Source organism: Ruegeria sp. S263, from assembly GCF_056780525.1.
Genome location: NZ_CM165558.1, coordinates 1,357,654 through 1,371,550, shown reverse-complemented (window position 1 = coordinate 1,371,550; position 13,897 = coordinate 1,357,654). Strand labels below are relative to the sequence as shown.

The following is a 13,897-nucleotide window of genomic DNA, read 5'->3' as shown; positions in this document are numbered from 1 at the left end:
GTCATACGCACCTGCAAACCACTAAGCTATGAGGTGCAGCATGCTGACGTTGAGCAATAAGCCTGTGATTGCCAAGGGCAAGCGTCAGCATATCTATGAACACCCGAACGAACCGTCTCTTCTCGTGAAGTTACCGCAGCCGGGCACGTACGACGCACATGGACAACTTCCGGACGTCAGTTGGATCGAACGCCGCCTTCGCCGTGCGACCATGTACAATGGTTTTCTGCGCGAGTTTCGAGAGTATTTGGAACTAAAAGCTCGTAAACAAGAACCCGGCGCGCTACTGCCAATTTGTGAAGTGCATGGAACGATGCCAACTGATTTAGGTCTAGGACTGGTGTACGAGCGCATTTCAGATCCTGATGGTAATTTGTCACCGACCCTCTGGGACATGATCCGAGCAGGTCGCCTGAATTCCCTGCACTTGAAATTGCTTAACGATTTTTTTGATGCGTTGATGGAAAACCACGTCGTGATCAGCAACAAGAACCTAAAGAACATCGTATTCCAAACGCAAGGAGATGGCTTGGGCAGGTTTGTCTGGATAGACAGTTTTGGCTGCAAACAGCTTGTTCCACTGCGAAAGTGGTTGAAATGGTTAAACACGCGCGGTTTGAACAAGGTGCGTGATCGTGTTGTCGGTCAAGCAGAAGCAGCTCTGGCGCATAGCAACGAAGCAATTGGAGTTTCACACTTTGTGTGACCGTAGCTTGCATATGACCCCGACGCGCGAAGTAGCTTCAGTGTGAGAACTCAGACAACTCCGCGTGTCGCCTTCCAGCACTAAAACTGGCCGCAATCTTCTTAGGGAGAGGATTTTGTTGGGGATTAGGCCGACATCGAAGCCATACTCGAAATTCTGAATGTCGAGGATGAATATCTCGCCAACTGCTTTGCTTCTTTGGGCGGATTATTATTCACGGTAACTCGGTACTAATGTCTGTTAAGTCTGAGTTGCGGACAACCTGCGCGACTGTTTGCAGTGGATGCCACAGTACAGGAGTAAACTCGGTTTAGGGCCTGCCCCCGCCATCCCAATACTCTTGATCAGGCCTTTGGTATCCAGCCCCTTGATAGCTGTCATAGCTGCACACCCTCACAACAATAATTACAAAGAGTGCTATGAGGATTGCCCTGGCAGTTGGGGTTTGGAGCAAGTACTTCATTATTCTTCTTTAATTTTGCGAGAGTGAAATGGCAAAGAAGTCCTGCGCCTCTTCATTCAGACCGCCAGTAGAACTGAACTAGGCGAACGCGAACTTACACTGCTGGACAACGTGCTGAAGGTTTGCGAGGTGGCTTGGATATCGCCTGTTAGGCAACACATGCTGATGACGGTGTTAACGGCGGCTTCGTCCGCGCAACAGACGTTGAGCAGATTTCACTGAATGACCGCATCGAGCCCAAAGCAGCCTTTGCAAATCGATGCAAATCACTTCCGTTGCTTGCCACTTTCAGTCTTTGGTTGCGGCCAAACTCTTCTGTTCGAGTGCTTTTTTGAATGTGGCTGTAAGCCGCTCGTTCAACGCGTGGTGAGGTTTAGCAGATGAACCGTAGTGCAATTCTGCCAACGCGGCGATGTCGTTAAATATCACCACAGACCCTCCATTTTCGCCTGCATATACAAGAAGTTTCTGGCAAAATGCATCCAGACCAATTGCGGGGAAATCCGCCATTGCAACGCCGCCCGGCGCTGGCCCCCCAAAGAGAAGCAAGACAGCGTCAGGTAGCGTGACGCCATGCTTGTAGGCTTGCTTGGCGAAATCGATTTCACCAAACCAGACCGTATCGTCCTGTGCCGTCACAATCCTGGTCAGGTTTGATACTGCTTCAGCGACGCTAAGTGGGGAGGTCAGTTCGATAATGCCGAAGTCTGGGGTCAATCCATCTGTAGGTGCCGGTGTTGCGCCTGCACCATCCACTACCGCGTTAAGTCGGATCCCAAAGTTGTTGAGTGATTGCTGGTTGTCTAAAGAATGCCGGATCTTCAAAAATTCTGCGTTCGTATAAATGTCCTTGGCGGTTCCATCCTGCGCAAAGGACAACACCCGAAACGGCAGGTCTAAGCCTGCTCTGACATTGTCGCTCAGGATCGATGTGTTGATACTCGGGTCCGAAAATATTTGAACCCGTGACGGCGGCATCTCAACACCTTCTGCTGCTGCTAACCGCGCATGATCAATTGTCACAACTGAGTTGAACCCGGCGTCTTCCACTGCGCGCTCAATGGCAGCAAAACTGTTATCTACAGCCGCCTCGGCTGAGGACGCATATGCTTCGGACCCTCCGGTCAGCACCAGAGATGCTGCAACGAGACTAAATTGACAATGATGGATTAGATTTTTCAGGTCTTTCATTTGCTTTCCCCATTTTTGAGCAAGAGCATGAGTGACAGAGCAGCAAAAACCAGTTCGGCTATCAGATAAAATACCAGTATTGCCCCCGGCAGACCATCCAACAGGATGCTCAAAGCACGGCCGCCAGCAAGCCCTGCCATGAACAGAAAAAGTACCCACAGCGCGGACCGCTGCAACTTCGGCTTTGTCGACGCAACCAACCAAAACAGTGCGTTCGCCAGATAGAGGCCCATGATGGCGCGGAAGACATGCGTTTGGTTTACACCTTCGACGGGAAAACCCAACAGATAGGTTACGGAAGCCGACGGCATGAGGCCGTAAGATAACGCTATGGGCACAAGGCCCAAGGCAGCCAGGATCAATAACGAGCGTTCTGTCATGATACCGTTCCCATGGTTTCGATGTTGTTGGAGCGTCGCCTACTAACCCAGTATGGCACCCCCCTCCAACGGTATAAAGGATAGTATCTTATTCAGAAGTATAGATTATTGAAATGTAGTGTGGTCACCTAGTCGCGCTGTGGATAGGCTGCGGAAAGTAAAAAGGCGGAGGGACAAATGAAAACATTAGCGGCAATGACACTTGGGCTGTGTATCGTAGGGTCTAGCGTTTGGAGTGACGAAAGTGAGCGCCCAAACATACTCGTGATTATGGCTGACGACGTAGGATGGGCAAGCCTCGGCGTTTACCATGGGGGTATCAAAAGTATCGAGACCCCAAATCTCGACCAGCTTGCTTCCGAAGGTGTACGCCTGACGGATTACTATGCTGAACCCAGTTGTACGGCGGGTCGGTCGGCATTCATGACAGGACAAATGCCTATTCGAACAGGTATGCACACTGTTGGTCTCCCGGGCGATCCAGTTGGGTTGCACCCCGATGATCCCACGCTGCCAATGTTTTTGAAGAAATTGGGCTATACCACGGGTCAGTTTGGCAAAAATCATCTTGGAGACCTGAATGAGTTTTTGCCTACCACCAAGGGCTTCGACGAATATTGGGGTTGGTTGTATCACTTGAACGCAATGGAATACACAAGTGACCCAGACTGGCCCGATGACCCGGAATTCGTGGCGCAGTTCGGTCCACGTAACATCATCCATTCGTACGCTACCGAAGAAGACGACGAAACGATCGACCCTCGTTTTGGTAAAGTTGGAAAACAACGCATTGTCGATGATGGGCCCGCCCCACCAGAACGGCAAGCGACCTTGGACGATGAGGTAACAAATCACACCAAAGACTTCATTTCTCGCGCGGTAGAAGCAGATACTCCATTCTTCGTGTGGATGGCTCCGGCACGGGCTCATGTCTGGACACATCTTAGTCCCAAGTATGAGGCGATGCTTGGTGACGGTCGCGGTCTGCAAGATGTCATTATGAAAGAACTGGATGACAACGTCGGGAAAGTCTTAGCTCATCTGGTCGACCTTGGAGTGTCCGACAATACTATCGTCATGTTCACCGCGGACAATGGTCCGGAGACGCTGACGTGGCCGGATGGAGGCACGACACCCTTTCATGGCGAGAAAGGAACGACTTGGGAGGGCGGTTTCCGCGTCCCGGCGGTCATCAGGTGGCCCGGCAAGATCCCCGAAGGGCAGGTGTTGAACGGTATTTTCAGCGGCTTGGACTGGATGCCAACATTTGTTGCTGCTGCGGGTGGTCCGGCGGACCTCAAAGAGAAACTGTTAGAAGGTTATGAAGGCTTCAAAGTCCACGTCGATGGCTACAATCAACTTCCTTATCTGAGCGGAGAAGCGGAAGAGAGCAGCCGTCGGGAACTGCTCTACTACCAGGGAACGGACCTTCAAGCTGTGCGCTATAATGATTGGAAAGCTCATTTCGTAGTTCAAAACCATGGATGGTCTGGCCCAAAAGAAGAGTTGGTAGCTCCGTTGCTCTATAACTTGCGCAGAGACCCGTATGAGAAAGCAGCTGATGAAAGTGGCATGTATGTCCGTTGGATGGGAGAAAAAATGTGGGCGTTCGGGCCCGCCGCACGCATTGTGCAATCGCACTTGGCGACCTTCCAAGACTTCCCGCCGCGAGGACGACCGGTAGCAAATCAGAGCCACGTAGAAGAACAAACTTCCAAGGAAGGTGGCATGTCTCAGTAGAAAACTGAACTTCCACTATTCAAATGCAGGGCGAGCTTTCGTTGGACACAGCCGCAAGCTCGCCTTTGTGAAACTACATTTTTGGCGACCCAAACGGGTCATTACTTTGAGTAAATGGCCGACACTTTCTGATTTTTGTAAATGGCGGTTTTGTCCGCAGAGCAGTCATTCATGCCTGGCGCGGCGAATGTCCACTTCGAGCCCAAAGTACCCTTTGCCAAAGGCCAATGCGTTCAGCTGCTTTGCCGACCTTGCCGCCATTCGCGGCGCAAGCAAAATCCCATTGCTTGCTGGCTCGACAACCGCCTATTTCGATCAAGGCCAGACGTTTGCGGCGGCCCGGATCAAAGGCACATCAGCAGACACAGCGCATTGGGAAATCGCCCACGAGCACCAGAAACAATAGACCTGATGGACCAGAGACCATCGGTGCATTATTCATCAATTTGGTTCTGTCAAATTGACACAGCCATAGTCAGGGAGAAACTAAATGAGATTTGTTTTGATTTCGGTGGTCGCGACCTCGTTGACCACGTCAGCAATCGCTGCCAACGACCCAGTCGAGCTGATGAACAACTGCGAGCGGATCGCGTCCGGGCGTCTGGGAATGCCAATAGAAGATGTTCGCGTCGAGCTGCAAACGGCGCGTGTCGACGGCTCGATCCCAGTCAACGGTTCAGTCATGGGCAGCGAATTAACATTCCAATGCAATTTTGACAAAGATGGTAGCGTTGGAGACTTCTGGAACTCAAAGGATATAATGGGCTGCCCAGGGGACCTTTCTGAGGCTGAGCGTTGGTTGTTTCCCGGATGCTGACCAGTCCGAGCTAAACAACTCTCGTTTTGGCCCTACTAAGGGTTTTCTTGAAACCGCGGCCCGTACGGAAGGCGGTTTCGGAATACTCACCCGCTTCAGGTTCTAAACACGGCTCGCCGTGTCGAATGTCAACTTCCGCTTCTGGTTCAGGGGTGATGTTGTACATGCGAGACGCTCAGTCAAAACGAGCGGCTGTTGAGCCGTAGAAAGCAGCCCAACAGGCTGCCGCTTAAAAAGGAATTAGGCAGCTGCCTCACAGCGAATGGCTAATCAGAGTTCAAGCCAGTGACAACTTCGCCTTAGCGCACTGTTTATGGCGCTCTATTTGAGTGCGAGACTTTACCGATTATGAACTTCCCCTTATGTTCAATCTGGCTGGCTGCGAGACGGTTTGTTGACTAACAATGTGCCAAAAAAGGGGGTTCTTGTATGAAGTATCTTTGTTACGCGATGCTTGTTTGTTTCATGGTTCCCGATAGTATCCGCGCCCAAAACCTTGCTCCTGAACTATTTGTTGATGGCAGTTGCGAAGAATTGGTCGAATGGTCCGCCAGGCCGGTTGAAGATATCCGAGCAGATATCGAGCATATGCTGGGAACAGAAACTGCCCCGAAAATGAATGAGGGTATGTACAAAACAATGATGGGCGTTCTTGAAGGAACCGAAGTTAGTGACGCCTGGTTCGCTCGACCTTGTAGCTTCTCCGAAGATCAATTGGCTAAGATGGGCCCACTTCATGAGGCATATGTGAGCTACATGAGGGAAAAGCTCGCGCCCTAATAGTTTGTGATACAATACAGAAACAGTTAAGAACGAGCAAAATATAGTAGGATTTTGCAAGGTTCTTCTCTTTCGGACGCCGTACAAAGAAACCAAAACTTCTAAAGGCGACCGTTTCTCAAGTTAAACACTTCTCCCGCAGAATTGGTGCCGCAAATCACATGTTTGTGCCCCGAAGCTAACTCTATGTAGAAGTTGTCGGCCCCTTCTTGGCCCGCTTGGATCAGATGAACGTCGCGTTTGCCAACATTCCAGCTAGATGCAGCTTCTTCCCTGCAACTTCTTATAGCCGGAACAGGAACTTTTGTGCCGTGAACATTCCGCGTTTTGTGAGACAGCCGGTTTCGCCGTTCCTTTTGTCCGGCGTCGTATCCCTGCCCATAATTCATTCCGCTGTGCCTGGAGTCATATGGTTCGTTGTGGAGACCATCTCTGTAGCCACGTTCAAACTGTGCTTTTGCCTCAGAATTTTTTGGTTCATAGCCTTCGTGATAGTGGTTCTTGTTATGTGCCAAAGCAGCAATTCCCAGAATGGCCGCAGCGGCCAAAGCAGTCTTTTCGTCGTCGCTCAATGCAATTGCAGAAGTTGACGCCAAAGGGCCAACGAATATGGCGCTGGCCGCAATAACACGAATGATGTCTTTCATTTAAATTTTCCCTCCAAAACCTGAATTTCTATAAGATTGCTTTGTGCCTTCAGCTTTGACGTTTCCCAGATTGCAGGTCATCGATCCTGCAGGACAATATCCCATCGCGCTGGGTTTTTAGGGTCTTGTGCCTCGATAAATGCGTAGTGGGTTTTATTCCAAGGCAGCACCCGGTTGGTCAGGTTGTCCAACACATAATCTCCTTTGGATGTTCTAACGACTAATACAGCATGACCTTCGTGGTGAAGATCCAACACTGCAGCGAGAAGTAAGTGATCTGGAGAGACGCCCATTTTCTGAAGTTCAATCTTCTTGAGCATCGCGATGTCTTCGCAATCTCCGCCAAGTTGTGAGGGCAGTGCCCACTTTTCCAGAACATGATACTGGCTCTTATCAGACACCTGCGGAGTTTTTTGGTTAATGCTTTGGTTTACCTTTTTTATCTTCTTCCACTCAGCATCAGTAATCTGATGAGGTTGCGGTGATTTTTGACAAATTGGCGGATAACTCGAGCAGACACCTTCAAACCCTTTTGGCGCCAGCCATTCCCGACCCAAGTGCATAATGGTATCCGCATTGGCGGCAGGTGTCAGAATGACAAGAACACCACAGAGCTTAAGAAGCAATCCGAACCGGCCAATCATTCTCAATACTCCCTAATCTTGTATGCACAGCTAAGTTCAACTCGACCAAAAAACTAAATCACTTTTGTATGAACAAAAACTTAAGATCAAGAGGCCTCCCGGTGTCGGACACATTGGTGTCCATTTAGGGGCGGAAGCGTTCCTCATACGCCGGTCTGGTCAAGGTCGGCTTCGTCCGCTAAGCGGAAGTTGTTCAACTATCTTGCCAATGGCCGCTTTTGGGTAAGAAAATAATGTTGTCAGCTATTTCTTGCTATCCCACAGATCGCACCAGGAGGGGGCAATGCCGAAACCTGACACTAACCCCATGTACCTTGTCGAATTGATGAATGCAGCGCCCAGATGTACGGCTACATCGAAGCGCACGGGCGAGAGGTGCAAAGGCCCGGCGGTGCGCGGGTGGACCGTCTGCCGCCTTCACGGAGCCCGTGGCGGTGCGCCTGAAGGCGACAGGCATGGAAACTACCGTCACGGCGGCAGGACGCAGGAAGCGCAGGCGATCCGCAAGCTGGCGATGCTGATGCGCCGCACCCTGCCATAGCCATGTGATGTGCAGGTCTCACGGAGCGTGGAAAAAATACCTGCCCTAGCCCCTCTTTATTTTGGCTGGACGATCTGGGCTACCTTACCCACCCGAAAGTCACCAAAGGTGATCTAAGTGGTCCTAGCTGGGGTCTTTAGGTGTTTGGGCGGGATGCGCCGCACCCTGCAATAGCCGCGAAACCTTTGGGGGATAAATTGGGGGAAAGATCGCCAGTGACGTCGTCTAGCGTTTTGAAAATAAAATATAGTTTTTGCTTACATGGTGCCCCCACACGGACTCGAACCGCGGACCTACTGATTACAAATCAGTTGCTCTACCAGCTGAGCTATAGGGGCACTGGACGTCGATTACTGCCTCTGGTTCTGGACTGCAAGACTCATTTTTTCTTTTGTCGATGATTTTTAAATCCCAACGTCAGGCGCCCCTGCCGCGCCACATCAGTGCACTGGTTTGACTGTCAGCTACACAGCCTGTAACCCGGCGGACGAGGCAGAAGAAGCAGGGGCAAAAAGCGAATATGCAGGTTGCTATCCACGCAGGAGCCGCATTCACCGGCGAAGGCAGATTGTTAAAAGCTCTAAGAGCCCACAAATCTGTGCTGACCGAGCATGGTGTCGCCGCTTTTGGCCCGCGCCAATACAAACAAGCCTTCAAGCCGACCTTCGCAACATCCGAGCCGCAGTTCCTGACTCCAGAAGAAACCAGTCAGGTTCGCGCCGGCCTGACATCAGACCCGAGCATTCGCCGGGCTGTGTTCCAAAGCAATGCACTGATTGCAAACTCAAAAGCGGCTATTCAGGACGGGCAATTCTACCCACGCGCCGGAAAGCTAATGTCCGTTTTGGATCAAGCGCTCGAAGACATTCGGATCGACTTCTTCTTTGCCTTAAGAAACCCAGGCACGTTTATTCCTAAACTACTAATGTCTCTGCCGGACGAAGACAGGGAAAATATCATCCGCAATACAGACCTGAGCTGCCTGAATTGGATCGGAATGGTCGACGACATCCGCGACATGGCTCCGGGCGTAAACGTCACCTTGTGGAGCAATGAGGAATCGCCTCTGATTTGGGGTGACATTTTGCGAAAAATGTGCGGCCTGCCAGAGGATGTGACCCTAGAAAAAGAGTACAACTTTCTGCTTTCCCTTCTGGACGAAGCGGGAAAAGAAAAGGCAAATGCGCTTTTGAATGCCAGACCTGACGGGGAACAAAAGGGCTTACGCTATGCTCTGGCGGACATCTTGGAAGATCACGCCCAACCGGAGCTTGTAGAGGAAGAACTCGAACTTCCGGGCTGGAGCACAGACATCGTGGATGCGTTTTCCGAGCTCTATGAACAGGATCTTGAAAGGCTGGAATCAATGCCAGAGGTCCAGTTGTTAAGGCCCTGAGCCCAGAAAAATTGACCCGCCCAAGCGCTGCGACCTGCGATCAATCAGCCTTTCTTGACCCGAGATAGAAAATCCACCGGTCCCGGTTCGGAGGCCCACCCGGATCGCGGTGTCCTAGAAGGCAAAGCCTGAACGACACCGCAAATTCGAAACCGTCAGCTCATACCCAACGCTTCTTTGTACATCTCCAATACCGCCTCTTCTTCTGCGATATCGTCTTTGTCGCGTTTGCGAAGAGCAACCACCTTGCGCATGACCTTGGTGTCGTAGCCGCGTGCCTTGGCTTCGGCCATGACTTCTTTCTGCTGCTCTGCGATATCTTTCTTCTCGGCGTCCAGACGTTCAAACCGTTCGATAAACTGACGCAGCTCTCCGGCGGTAACGCGATAGTTGGCGGCGGCCTGATCTTCGGTCATGTCTTCCATTTATTCTCTCCCAGAGGCTGAAGTCTGCTGCCGCAAGTCGGCACTAAGCCGGATACATGGCCGCAGCACCCGCCGCAAGCGCACAATCGGGCATCGGACTTGTGCGATGCACAGGTATCCGATAAGCGCAAAGAAACTCTTTGGCCTGATGCGGAAAACCATGTTCGAAATCATCACCTGGGGCGGAGCCGCCCTGTCGCTTGCCGGACTGTTGGGACTCGTCTGGTGCATCCTGCACGTGATGAAAGCGCGCAAATCCGGCCTGTCTGACGACGAACTGCGAGCAACAGTTCAGGGAGTATTGCCTTGGAACCTGGCCTCACTCTTTCTGTCCGTGATCGGGCTGATGCTAGTTATTCTGGGTATCTCATTCAGTTAATCCCACAGCCTAAACCGGCAGATTATCGAACTGAGCCTCCATCGCGTCCTCGCACAAGGCTGCATCCAGACGACGCAGGCGCGAGGGGATATGCACACCCTGCTGACGCATCCGTTCAATTACCCTTGTCACGCTTGGCTGAAGCGCCAGGCGGGTTTCAAGACACGCACCCTGCAACTTTTCTTCAAGCTGCTCGGCTTCGGAATATAAATTAATTGTAGACATCTCCATCCTCCCAAATGGTGCGTTATCTACCCACATATAGGTAACCGTTTTAAGACCTGCTGACCTTAACCCGAGGACACGCGAAAACCCGCCTGTCTGAAATACGGTTTCGGCAGTCACCTGCGGAATGGTTAAATTCTAGGCCGATCTGAATTACCCTGCCTTGACAAGCATCAATTCACGGATTCTTTATCCTATACATTCCGAAATTGATATACGAATAAAGCAGTCTGACGGAGGGCAAAATGACACCAAAGGTGAAAGCGTTTTTTGACACCGATACATTTACTGTGTCCTACCTTGTGCAGGAACCCGAGGGGACGGCCTGCGCAATTATCGACAGTGTCCTGGACTTTGACCATGCATCCGGCCGGACAGACACCAGTTCAGCAGACAAGATAATCGAGCATGTTCAGGCTAACAGTTTGAAAGTCGAATGGATTCTGGAAAGTCATGTCCATGCCGATCACCTGTCAGCAGCCCCCTACCTGCAACAGAAACTGGGCGGTAAAATCGGGATCGGAGATCAGATCGTCACCATTCAGGAGACATTTGGAAAAATCTTCAATGAAGGGACCGAGTTCCAACGCGATGGCAGTCAGTTTGACGCCTTGTTCCGCGAGGGCGACAGCTTTCACGTGGGTCAAATGCGGGGTGATGTTCTGCATACGCCCGGCCACACCCCGGCCTGTTTGACCTATGTCATCGGAGATGCGGCCTTTGTGGGGGACACGTTGTTCATGCCCGATTTCGGGACGGCACGATGCGATTTTCCGGGCGGGTCATCGGAAATGCTGTTTGCGTCGATCCAGAAAATCCTTTCGCTGCCTGATCAGACACGCATCTTCGTCGGGCACGATTACAAGGCACCGGGCCGCGACGAGTATGCGTGGGAAACTACAGTCGGAGAGCAGAAGGCGCTCAATGTTCATATCGGCCAGGGACGCTCGGTTGAGGAGTTCGTCAAAATGCGCGATGCACGGGATGCGACGCTTGGCATGCCTCGTCTGATCCTGCCTTCTCTTCAGGTCAACATGCGCGCGGGGCAGATGCCTCCTGCCGACGAAGAAGGCGATGTTTTCCTAAAGATTCCAGTGAATAAACTGTGAAGCCAACCAATACGTGGAGAAAAAAGAACCATGCAACTGGAATGGATTTGGGGGTTGGCCGGGGGCCTGTTGATCGGTCTGGGTGCCGCCGTTTATCTGCTTGGGAATGGCCGGATCATGGGGGCCAGCGGCATCTTGGGCGGCTTGGTCGACAATAGTGATCGCACCTTGGAACGCCTGGTCTTTGTTGCAGGGCTTGTAGGAATGCCCTTGCTTCTTCGCCCGTTGATGTCACCCACACCGCAGACCCATCTGACCGGCAATATTGCCGTCATCATTTTCGCGGGACTGCTGGTTGGGATCGGCACCCGGATCGCCAATGGATGCACGTCGGGACATGGGGTCTGCGGGATATCGCGTTTCTCGCTGCGCGGAATTGTGGCGACGGTTATCTACATCGCTGCAGGCGCGATCACACTCGCGGTTCTGCGCCACATGTGGGGGGTGATCTGATGCGGTTGCTGATCTCTTTGATCGCCGGATGCCTGTTTGGCGCAGGTCTGCTGATCTCGGGCATGACGGACACCACCAAGGTTCAAGGGTGGCTGGACGTGTTCGGGAACTGGGACCCGACACTGGCCTTCGTGATGGGTGGGGCAATTATCCCAATGCTGTTTGCCTGGCGGATGACAGAACATCGTCGCCCCTTGGTCGGGGGAACCTTTCCGACCATGTCTCCGCCCGAGTTGGACCGGCGACTTGTCGTAGGCTCCGTTTTATTTGGCATGGGGTGGGGCTTGTCCGGGCTGTGTCCGGGGCCTGCCATTGCCTCGGTGACCTATGGCGGCGTTGGCGGGCTAGTGTTTCTGGCCGCAATGATCGCCGGAATGTACGCAGCGCCGACTGTGGGGGCGCAACTGGACAGAACTGCAAACGCAGCCTAATCAATTGGGATGGAGATTCGCCGCATTACACCCCGCTACGCCGTCTCGCCGCAAATCACGGTCGAGGATGTTTCAGCCATAGCCGAAGCCGGATTCGTCAAGGTTATTTGCAACCGGCCAAACACAGAAGTTCCGTCAGACATGCAGTCAGACGCCATTGGCGAGGCCGTCCGTGCCGCGGGTTTGGATTATGAGGTTCTGGAACTGACGCATCAGACCATGACACCCGAAAACGTCGCCCGTCAGCGCGAGTTGGCCGAAAGTTGCAGCGGACCGGTGCTGGCGTATTGCGCATCAGGCACGCGGTGTTCAGTTATCTGGGCCCTTGGCCAATGCGACCGGATGAGTACGGACGATATTCTGGACGCAACAACCAAGGCAGGCTACGCGCTGGAAAACCTTCGCCCCACGCTTGATCAGATTCGCAACGTGGCTGGGTAAGCCCTATGGATCAGGTCACCTGACCTGCGTCATCGTTCAGGCCAGCCAGCTTCGAAATTTCAGCGGCGATCTGATCTGAGTCGCCGAACTGCAACTTGCTGTCGATGGTGTCGATCGCATGTGTGTCTGTGTGAATGGGTTCTACGGACAGCTCTGCCGATGTTTGGATTACCGACGTTCGTGCCTCAAGGAAATCCTGAGTCTCGGCCTGTGACGGCACATCCTGCGGCTCATATTCGTTCAGGCGAATTGCCCGCATCCCACCGGATTGCCCCAAACGCCCAACTGCTGTCCGAGTCCGGTCGATCGTTAGCAATTGTGCACGGTCAAGACGTGCTCCGGTCAAAGGCAATACATCCCCCGCTGCAAGCGCCGAAAAAGAAGCCAGGGGTAAAGCCATTTGGCAAATCACAGTATTCAACTCTGCGCGCAGCACGCCCGATGCCTGTTCGATATGCGGCCTCGAATCCCCACTAGGTTCGGCATCTGCTGGACCCTCCTCTTCGGGAAGAAGAACAGAAATCCGGCCCTGTCGCAAACCGCCGCCCAGCTCGACCGTTAGATCATATGAAACATACGCATCCTGCGTCATAGCCAATGACAGCGCCCGAAGATCAGGCAGCCGCAACTTGTACTGATAGCCTGTCAGGCTTGCCTGTTCACTGACGGTTTCCACCAACCGTGCCGCGCGGGTGCATGCGTCTTCGATCATGGGCGCAACCATCGCGGCATCCGTATCGGTAAAGGCCCGTGGCGTTGGTGTCGTTGACGTCACCTCACCAATAGTCTGCACTTGAACGATGGCCGAAACGGTTTCCAAATCCATACAGACCGCTGCCGAAAGCCCTTCGTTGTTCAGAAGATGCAGCAACAACCAATTGTCACCGGCAAACCCCGCAAGCCCGTCGGCTGATCGAGATGCCCGCCTTGCCGCGATGACCGACAACGGCAATTGCACACGATCCGCAGCGGTACGGGCAAGTGCCAACCGCAAAGCGCGAAGAATGGAATTCGTCTGACCGCCGCGCTCATCCTGGCTTGCAGATACTTTTTTTGCCAAAGCTGTGGTGACCGGTTGTGTCATGCCTGGAGCCGTCAATCGTAAATATGCCTATGTTCCGGTCTACTC

The 13,897-nt window shown here is 52.6% G+C and carries 19 protein-coding genes and 1 tRNA gene; 12 read left to right on the top strand and 8 right to left on the bottom strand.

Annotated elements, in window-relative coordinates:
- Positions 1-40: 40 nt before the first annotated feature.
- Positions 41-706, top strand: a complete 666-nt coding sequence (locus tag ACT2B1_RS06880) for a YrbL family protein (RefSeq protein ID WP_481667879.1) — start codon at positions 41-43, stop codon at positions 704-706.
- 751 nt (positions 707-1,457) lie between these two features.
- Here the strand turns inward: ACT2B1_RS06880 and ACT2B1_RS06875 are convergent.
- Both ACT2B1_RS06875 and ACT2B1_RS06870 read right to left on the bottom strand, forming a co-directional pair.
- Positions 1,458-2,360, bottom strand: a complete 903-nt coding sequence (locus ACT2B1_RS06875; protein ID WP_142640381.1) for a DUF302 domain-containing protein — start codon at positions 2,358-2,360, stop codon at positions 1,458-1,460.
- Entirely contained in the window at positions 2,357-2,740 is a 384-nt protein-coding gene (locus tag ACT2B1_RS06870; RefSeq protein ID WP_142640380.1) for a DUF4345 domain-containing protein, read from the bottom strand. Before ACT2B1_RS06870 ends, ACT2B1_RS06875 begins: the two co-directional genes overlap by 4 nt.
- Positions 2,741-2,917: 177 nt before the next feature.
- Here ACT2B1_RS06870 and ACT2B1_RS06865 point away from each other — a divergent pair, with 177 nt between their 5' ends.
- The 4 genes from ACT2B1_RS06865 to ACT2B1_RS06850 all read left to right on the top strand — a co-directional run bounded on the left by ACT2B1_RS06865 (position 2,918) and on the right by ACT2B1_RS06850 (position 6,077).
- The gene (locus ACT2B1_RS06865) at positions 2,918-4,480 is read left to right on the top strand and encodes an arylsulfatase (RefSeq protein WP_142640379.1); all 1,563 of its coding nucleotides are present in this window, start codon (positions 2,918-2,920) and stop codon (positions 4,478-4,480) included.
- Positions 4,481-4,667: 187 nt separating this feature from the next.
- Positions 4,668-4,886 (top strand): hypothetical protein, encoded by a 219-nt coding sequence (locus tag ACT2B1_RS06860; RefSeq protein WP_481668818.1) that lies wholly within the window; start codon positions 4,668-4,670, stop codon positions 4,884-4,886.
- Positions 4,887-4,970: 84 nt separating this feature from the next.
- Positions 4,971-5,297 (top strand): hypothetical protein, encoded by a 327-nt coding sequence (locus tag ACT2B1_RS06855; RefSeq protein WP_481668817.1) that lies wholly within the window; start codon positions 4,971-4,973, stop codon positions 5,295-5,297.
- A 429-nt stretch (positions 5,298-5,726) separates the two neighbouring features.
- Positions 5,727-6,077 (top strand): hypothetical protein, encoded by a 351-nt coding sequence (locus tag ACT2B1_RS06850; protein ID WP_481668816.1) that lies wholly within the window; start codon positions 5,727-5,729, stop codon positions 6,075-6,077.
- Between the two features lie 101 nt (positions 6,078-6,178).
- On the opposite strand, the gene ACT2B1_RS06845 is transcribed toward ACT2B1_RS06850, so the two are convergent.
- Together ACT2B1_RS06845 and ACT2B1_RS06840 are read right to left on the bottom strand one after the other, a co-directional pair.
- Positions 6,179-6,724 (bottom strand): hypothetical protein, encoded by a 546-nt coding sequence (locus tag ACT2B1_RS06845; protein ID WP_481668815.1) that lies wholly within the window; start codon positions 6,722-6,724, stop codon positions 6,179-6,181.
- A gap of 77 nt (positions 6,725-6,801) precedes the next feature.
- Positions 6,802-7,368 (bottom strand): transglutaminase-like cysteine peptidase, encoded by a 567-nt coding sequence (locus ACT2B1_RS06840; RefSeq protein WP_481668814.1) that lies wholly within the window; start codon positions 7,366-7,368, stop codon positions 6,802-6,804.
- Positions 7,369-7,651: 283 nt separating this feature from the next.
- Between ACT2B1_RS06840 and ACT2B1_RS06835 the strand changes: the two genes are divergently transcribed.
- Positions 7,652-7,909 carry a hypothetical protein gene (locus tag ACT2B1_RS06835; RefSeq protein ID WP_145974894.1) on the top strand — a complete coding sequence of 86 codons (258 nt, stop codon included), beginning with the start codon at positions 7,652-7,654 and terminating at the stop codon, positions 7,907-7,909.
- A 262-nt stretch (positions 7,910-8,171) separates the two neighbouring features.
- Here ACT2B1_RS06835 and ACT2B1_RS06830 read toward each other — a convergent pair.
- Positions 8,172-8,247: transfer RNA gene (locus tag ACT2B1_RS06830), tRNA-Thr, on the bottom strand.
- Between the two features lie 182 nt (positions 8,248-8,429).
- On the opposite strand from ACT2B1_RS06830, the gene ACT2B1_RS06825 reads away from it, so the two are divergent.
- The gene (locus ACT2B1_RS06825; RefSeq protein ID WP_481668813.1) at positions 8,430-9,305 is read left to right on the top strand and encodes a hypothetical protein; all 876 of its coding nucleotides are present in this window, start codon (positions 8,430-8,432) and stop codon (positions 9,303-9,305) included.
- 155 nt (positions 9,306-9,460) lie between these two features.
- Here the strand turns inward: ACT2B1_RS06825 and ACT2B1_RS06820 are convergent, their stop codons facing one another.
- Complete coding sequence (locus ACT2B1_RS06820) at positions 9,461-9,730, bottom strand: DUF2312 domain-containing protein (RefSeq protein WP_171121949.1); 270 nt, start codon at positions 9,728-9,730, stop codon at positions 9,461-9,463.
- Positions 9,731-9,890: 160 nt separating this feature from the next.
- Here ACT2B1_RS06820 and ACT2B1_RS06815 point away from each other — a divergent pair, with 160 nt between their 5' ends.
- Positions 9,891-10,109, top strand: coding sequence for a hypothetical protein (locus ACT2B1_RS06815; protein WP_171122335.1), 219 nt, complete (start codon positions 9,891-9,893; stop codon positions 10,107-10,109).
- Between the two features lie 9 nt (positions 10,110-10,118).
- Here ACT2B1_RS06815 and ACT2B1_RS06810 read toward each other — a convergent pair whose 3' ends face one another.
- Complete coding sequence (locus ACT2B1_RS06810; RefSeq protein ID WP_171121948.1) at positions 10,119-10,334, bottom strand: hypothetical protein; 216 nt, start codon at positions 10,332-10,334, stop codon at positions 10,119-10,121.
- 245 nt (positions 10,335-10,579) lie between these two features.
- Between ACT2B1_RS06810 and ACT2B1_RS06805 the strand changes: the two genes are divergently transcribed.
- The 4 genes from ACT2B1_RS06805 to ACT2B1_RS06790 are packed head-to-tail and all read left to right on the top strand — an operon-like array spanning position 10,580 to position 12,768.
- Entirely contained in the window at positions 10,580-11,443 is an 864-nt protein-coding gene (locus ACT2B1_RS06805; RefSeq protein WP_171125503.1) for an MBL fold metallo-hydrolase, read from the top strand.
- Positions 11,444-11,473: 30 nt separating this feature from the next.
- Complete coding sequence (locus ACT2B1_RS06800) at positions 11,474-11,896, top strand: YeeE/YedE family protein (protein WP_171121946.1); 423 nt, start codon at positions 11,474-11,476, stop codon at positions 11,894-11,896.
- On the top strand, positions 11,896-12,327 hold the full coding sequence (locus tag ACT2B1_RS06795) for a DUF6691 family protein (protein ID WP_171121945.1): 432 nt from the start codon (positions 11,896-11,898) through the stop codon (positions 12,325-12,327). Before ACT2B1_RS06800 ends, ACT2B1_RS06795 begins: the two co-directional genes overlap by 1 nt.
- 9 nt (positions 12,328-12,336) lie before the next feature.
- Complete coding sequence (locus ACT2B1_RS06790) at positions 12,337-12,768, top strand: protein tyrosine phosphatase family protein (RefSeq protein ID WP_171121944.1); 432 nt, start codon at positions 12,337-12,339, stop codon at positions 12,766-12,768.
- A gap of 10 nt (positions 12,769-12,778) precedes the next feature.
- Here the strand turns inward: ACT2B1_RS06790 and ACT2B1_RS06785 are convergent, their stop codons facing one another.
- Entirely contained in the window at positions 12,779-13,852 is a 1,074-nt protein-coding gene (locus ACT2B1_RS06785; RefSeq protein WP_481668812.1) for a FliM/FliN family flagellar motor C-terminal domain-containing protein, read from the bottom strand.
- Between the last annotated feature and the right edge of the window lie 45 nt (positions 13,853-13,897).

Excerpts from the sequence above, each read along its gene's own strand:
- ACT2B1_RS06880 (WP_481667879.1), top strand. The coding sequence starts at position 41 with ATGCTGACGTTGAGCAATAAGCCTGTGATTGCCAAGGGCAAGCGTCAG.
- ACT2B1_RS06810 (WP_171121948.1), bottom strand. The coding sequence starts at position 10,334 with ATGTCTACAATTAATTTATATTCCGAAGCCGAGCAGCTTGAAGAAAAG.
- ACT2B1_RS06825 (WP_481668813.1), top strand. The coding sequence starts at position 8,430 with ATGCAGGTTGCTATCCACGCAGGAGCCGCATTCACCGGCGAAGGCAGA.
- ACT2B1_RS06800 (WP_171121946.1), top strand. The coding sequence starts at position 11,474 with ATGCAACTGGAATGGATTTGGGGGTTGGCCGGGGGCCTGTTGATCGGT.
- ACT2B1_RS06790 (WP_171121944.1), top strand. The coding sequence starts at position 12,337 with ATGGAGATTCGCCGCATTACACCCCGCTACGCCGTCTCGCCGCAAATC.
- ACT2B1_RS06820 (WP_171121949.1), bottom strand. The coding sequence starts at position 9,730 with ATGGAAGACATGACCGAAGATCAGGCCGCCGCCAACTATCGCGTTACC.
- ACT2B1_RS06805 (WP_171125503.1), top strand. The coding sequence starts at position 10,580 with ATGACACCAAAGGTGAAAGCGTTTTTTGACACCGATACATTTACTGTG.
- ACT2B1_RS06875 (WP_142640381.1), bottom strand. The coding sequence starts at position 2,360 with ATGAAAGACCTGAAAAATCTAATCCATCATTGTCAATTTAGTCTCGTT.
- ACT2B1_RS06815 (WP_171122335.1), top strand. The coding sequence starts at position 9,891 with ATGTTCGAAATCATCACCTGGGGCGGAGCCGCCCTGTCGCTTGCCGGA.
- ACT2B1_RS06845 (WP_481668815.1), bottom strand. The coding sequence starts at position 6,724 with ATGAAAGACATCATTCGTGTTATTGCGGCCAGCGCCATATTCGTTGGC.
- ACT2B1_RS06840 (WP_481668814.1), bottom strand. The coding sequence starts at position 7,368 with ATGATTGGCCGGTTCGGATTGCTTCTTAAGCTCTGTGGTGTTCTTGTC.
- ACT2B1_RS06860 (WP_481668818.1), top strand. The coding sequence starts at position 4,668 with ATGTCCACTTCGAGCCCAAAGTACCCTTTGCCAAAGGCCAATGCGTTC.
- ACT2B1_RS06870 (WP_142640380.1), bottom strand. The coding sequence starts at position 2,740 with ATGACAGAACGCTCGTTATTGATCCTGGCTGCCTTGGGCCTTGTGCCC.
- ACT2B1_RS06835 (WP_145974894.1), top strand. The coding sequence starts at position 7,652 with ATGCCGAAACCTGACACTAACCCCATGTACCTTGTCGAATTGATGAAT.
- ACT2B1_RS06865 (WP_142640379.1), top strand. The coding sequence starts at position 2,918 with ATGAAAACATTAGCGGCAATGACACTTGGGCTGTGTATCGTAGGGTCT.
- ACT2B1_RS06795 (WP_171121945.1), top strand. The coding sequence starts at position 11,896 with ATGCGGTTGCTGATCTCTTTGATCGCCGGATGCCTGTTTGGCGCAGGT.
- ACT2B1_RS06850 (WP_481668816.1), top strand. The coding sequence starts at position 5,727 with ATGAAGTATCTTTGTTACGCGATGCTTGTTTGTTTCATGGTTCCCGAT.
- ACT2B1_RS06855 (WP_481668817.1), top strand. The coding sequence starts at position 4,971 with ATGAGATTTGTTTTGATTTCGGTGGTCGCGACCTCGTTGACCACGTCA.
- ACT2B1_RS06785 (WP_481668812.1), bottom strand. The coding sequence starts at position 13,852 with ATGACACAACCGGTCACCACAGCTTTGGCAAAAAAAGTATCTGCAAGC.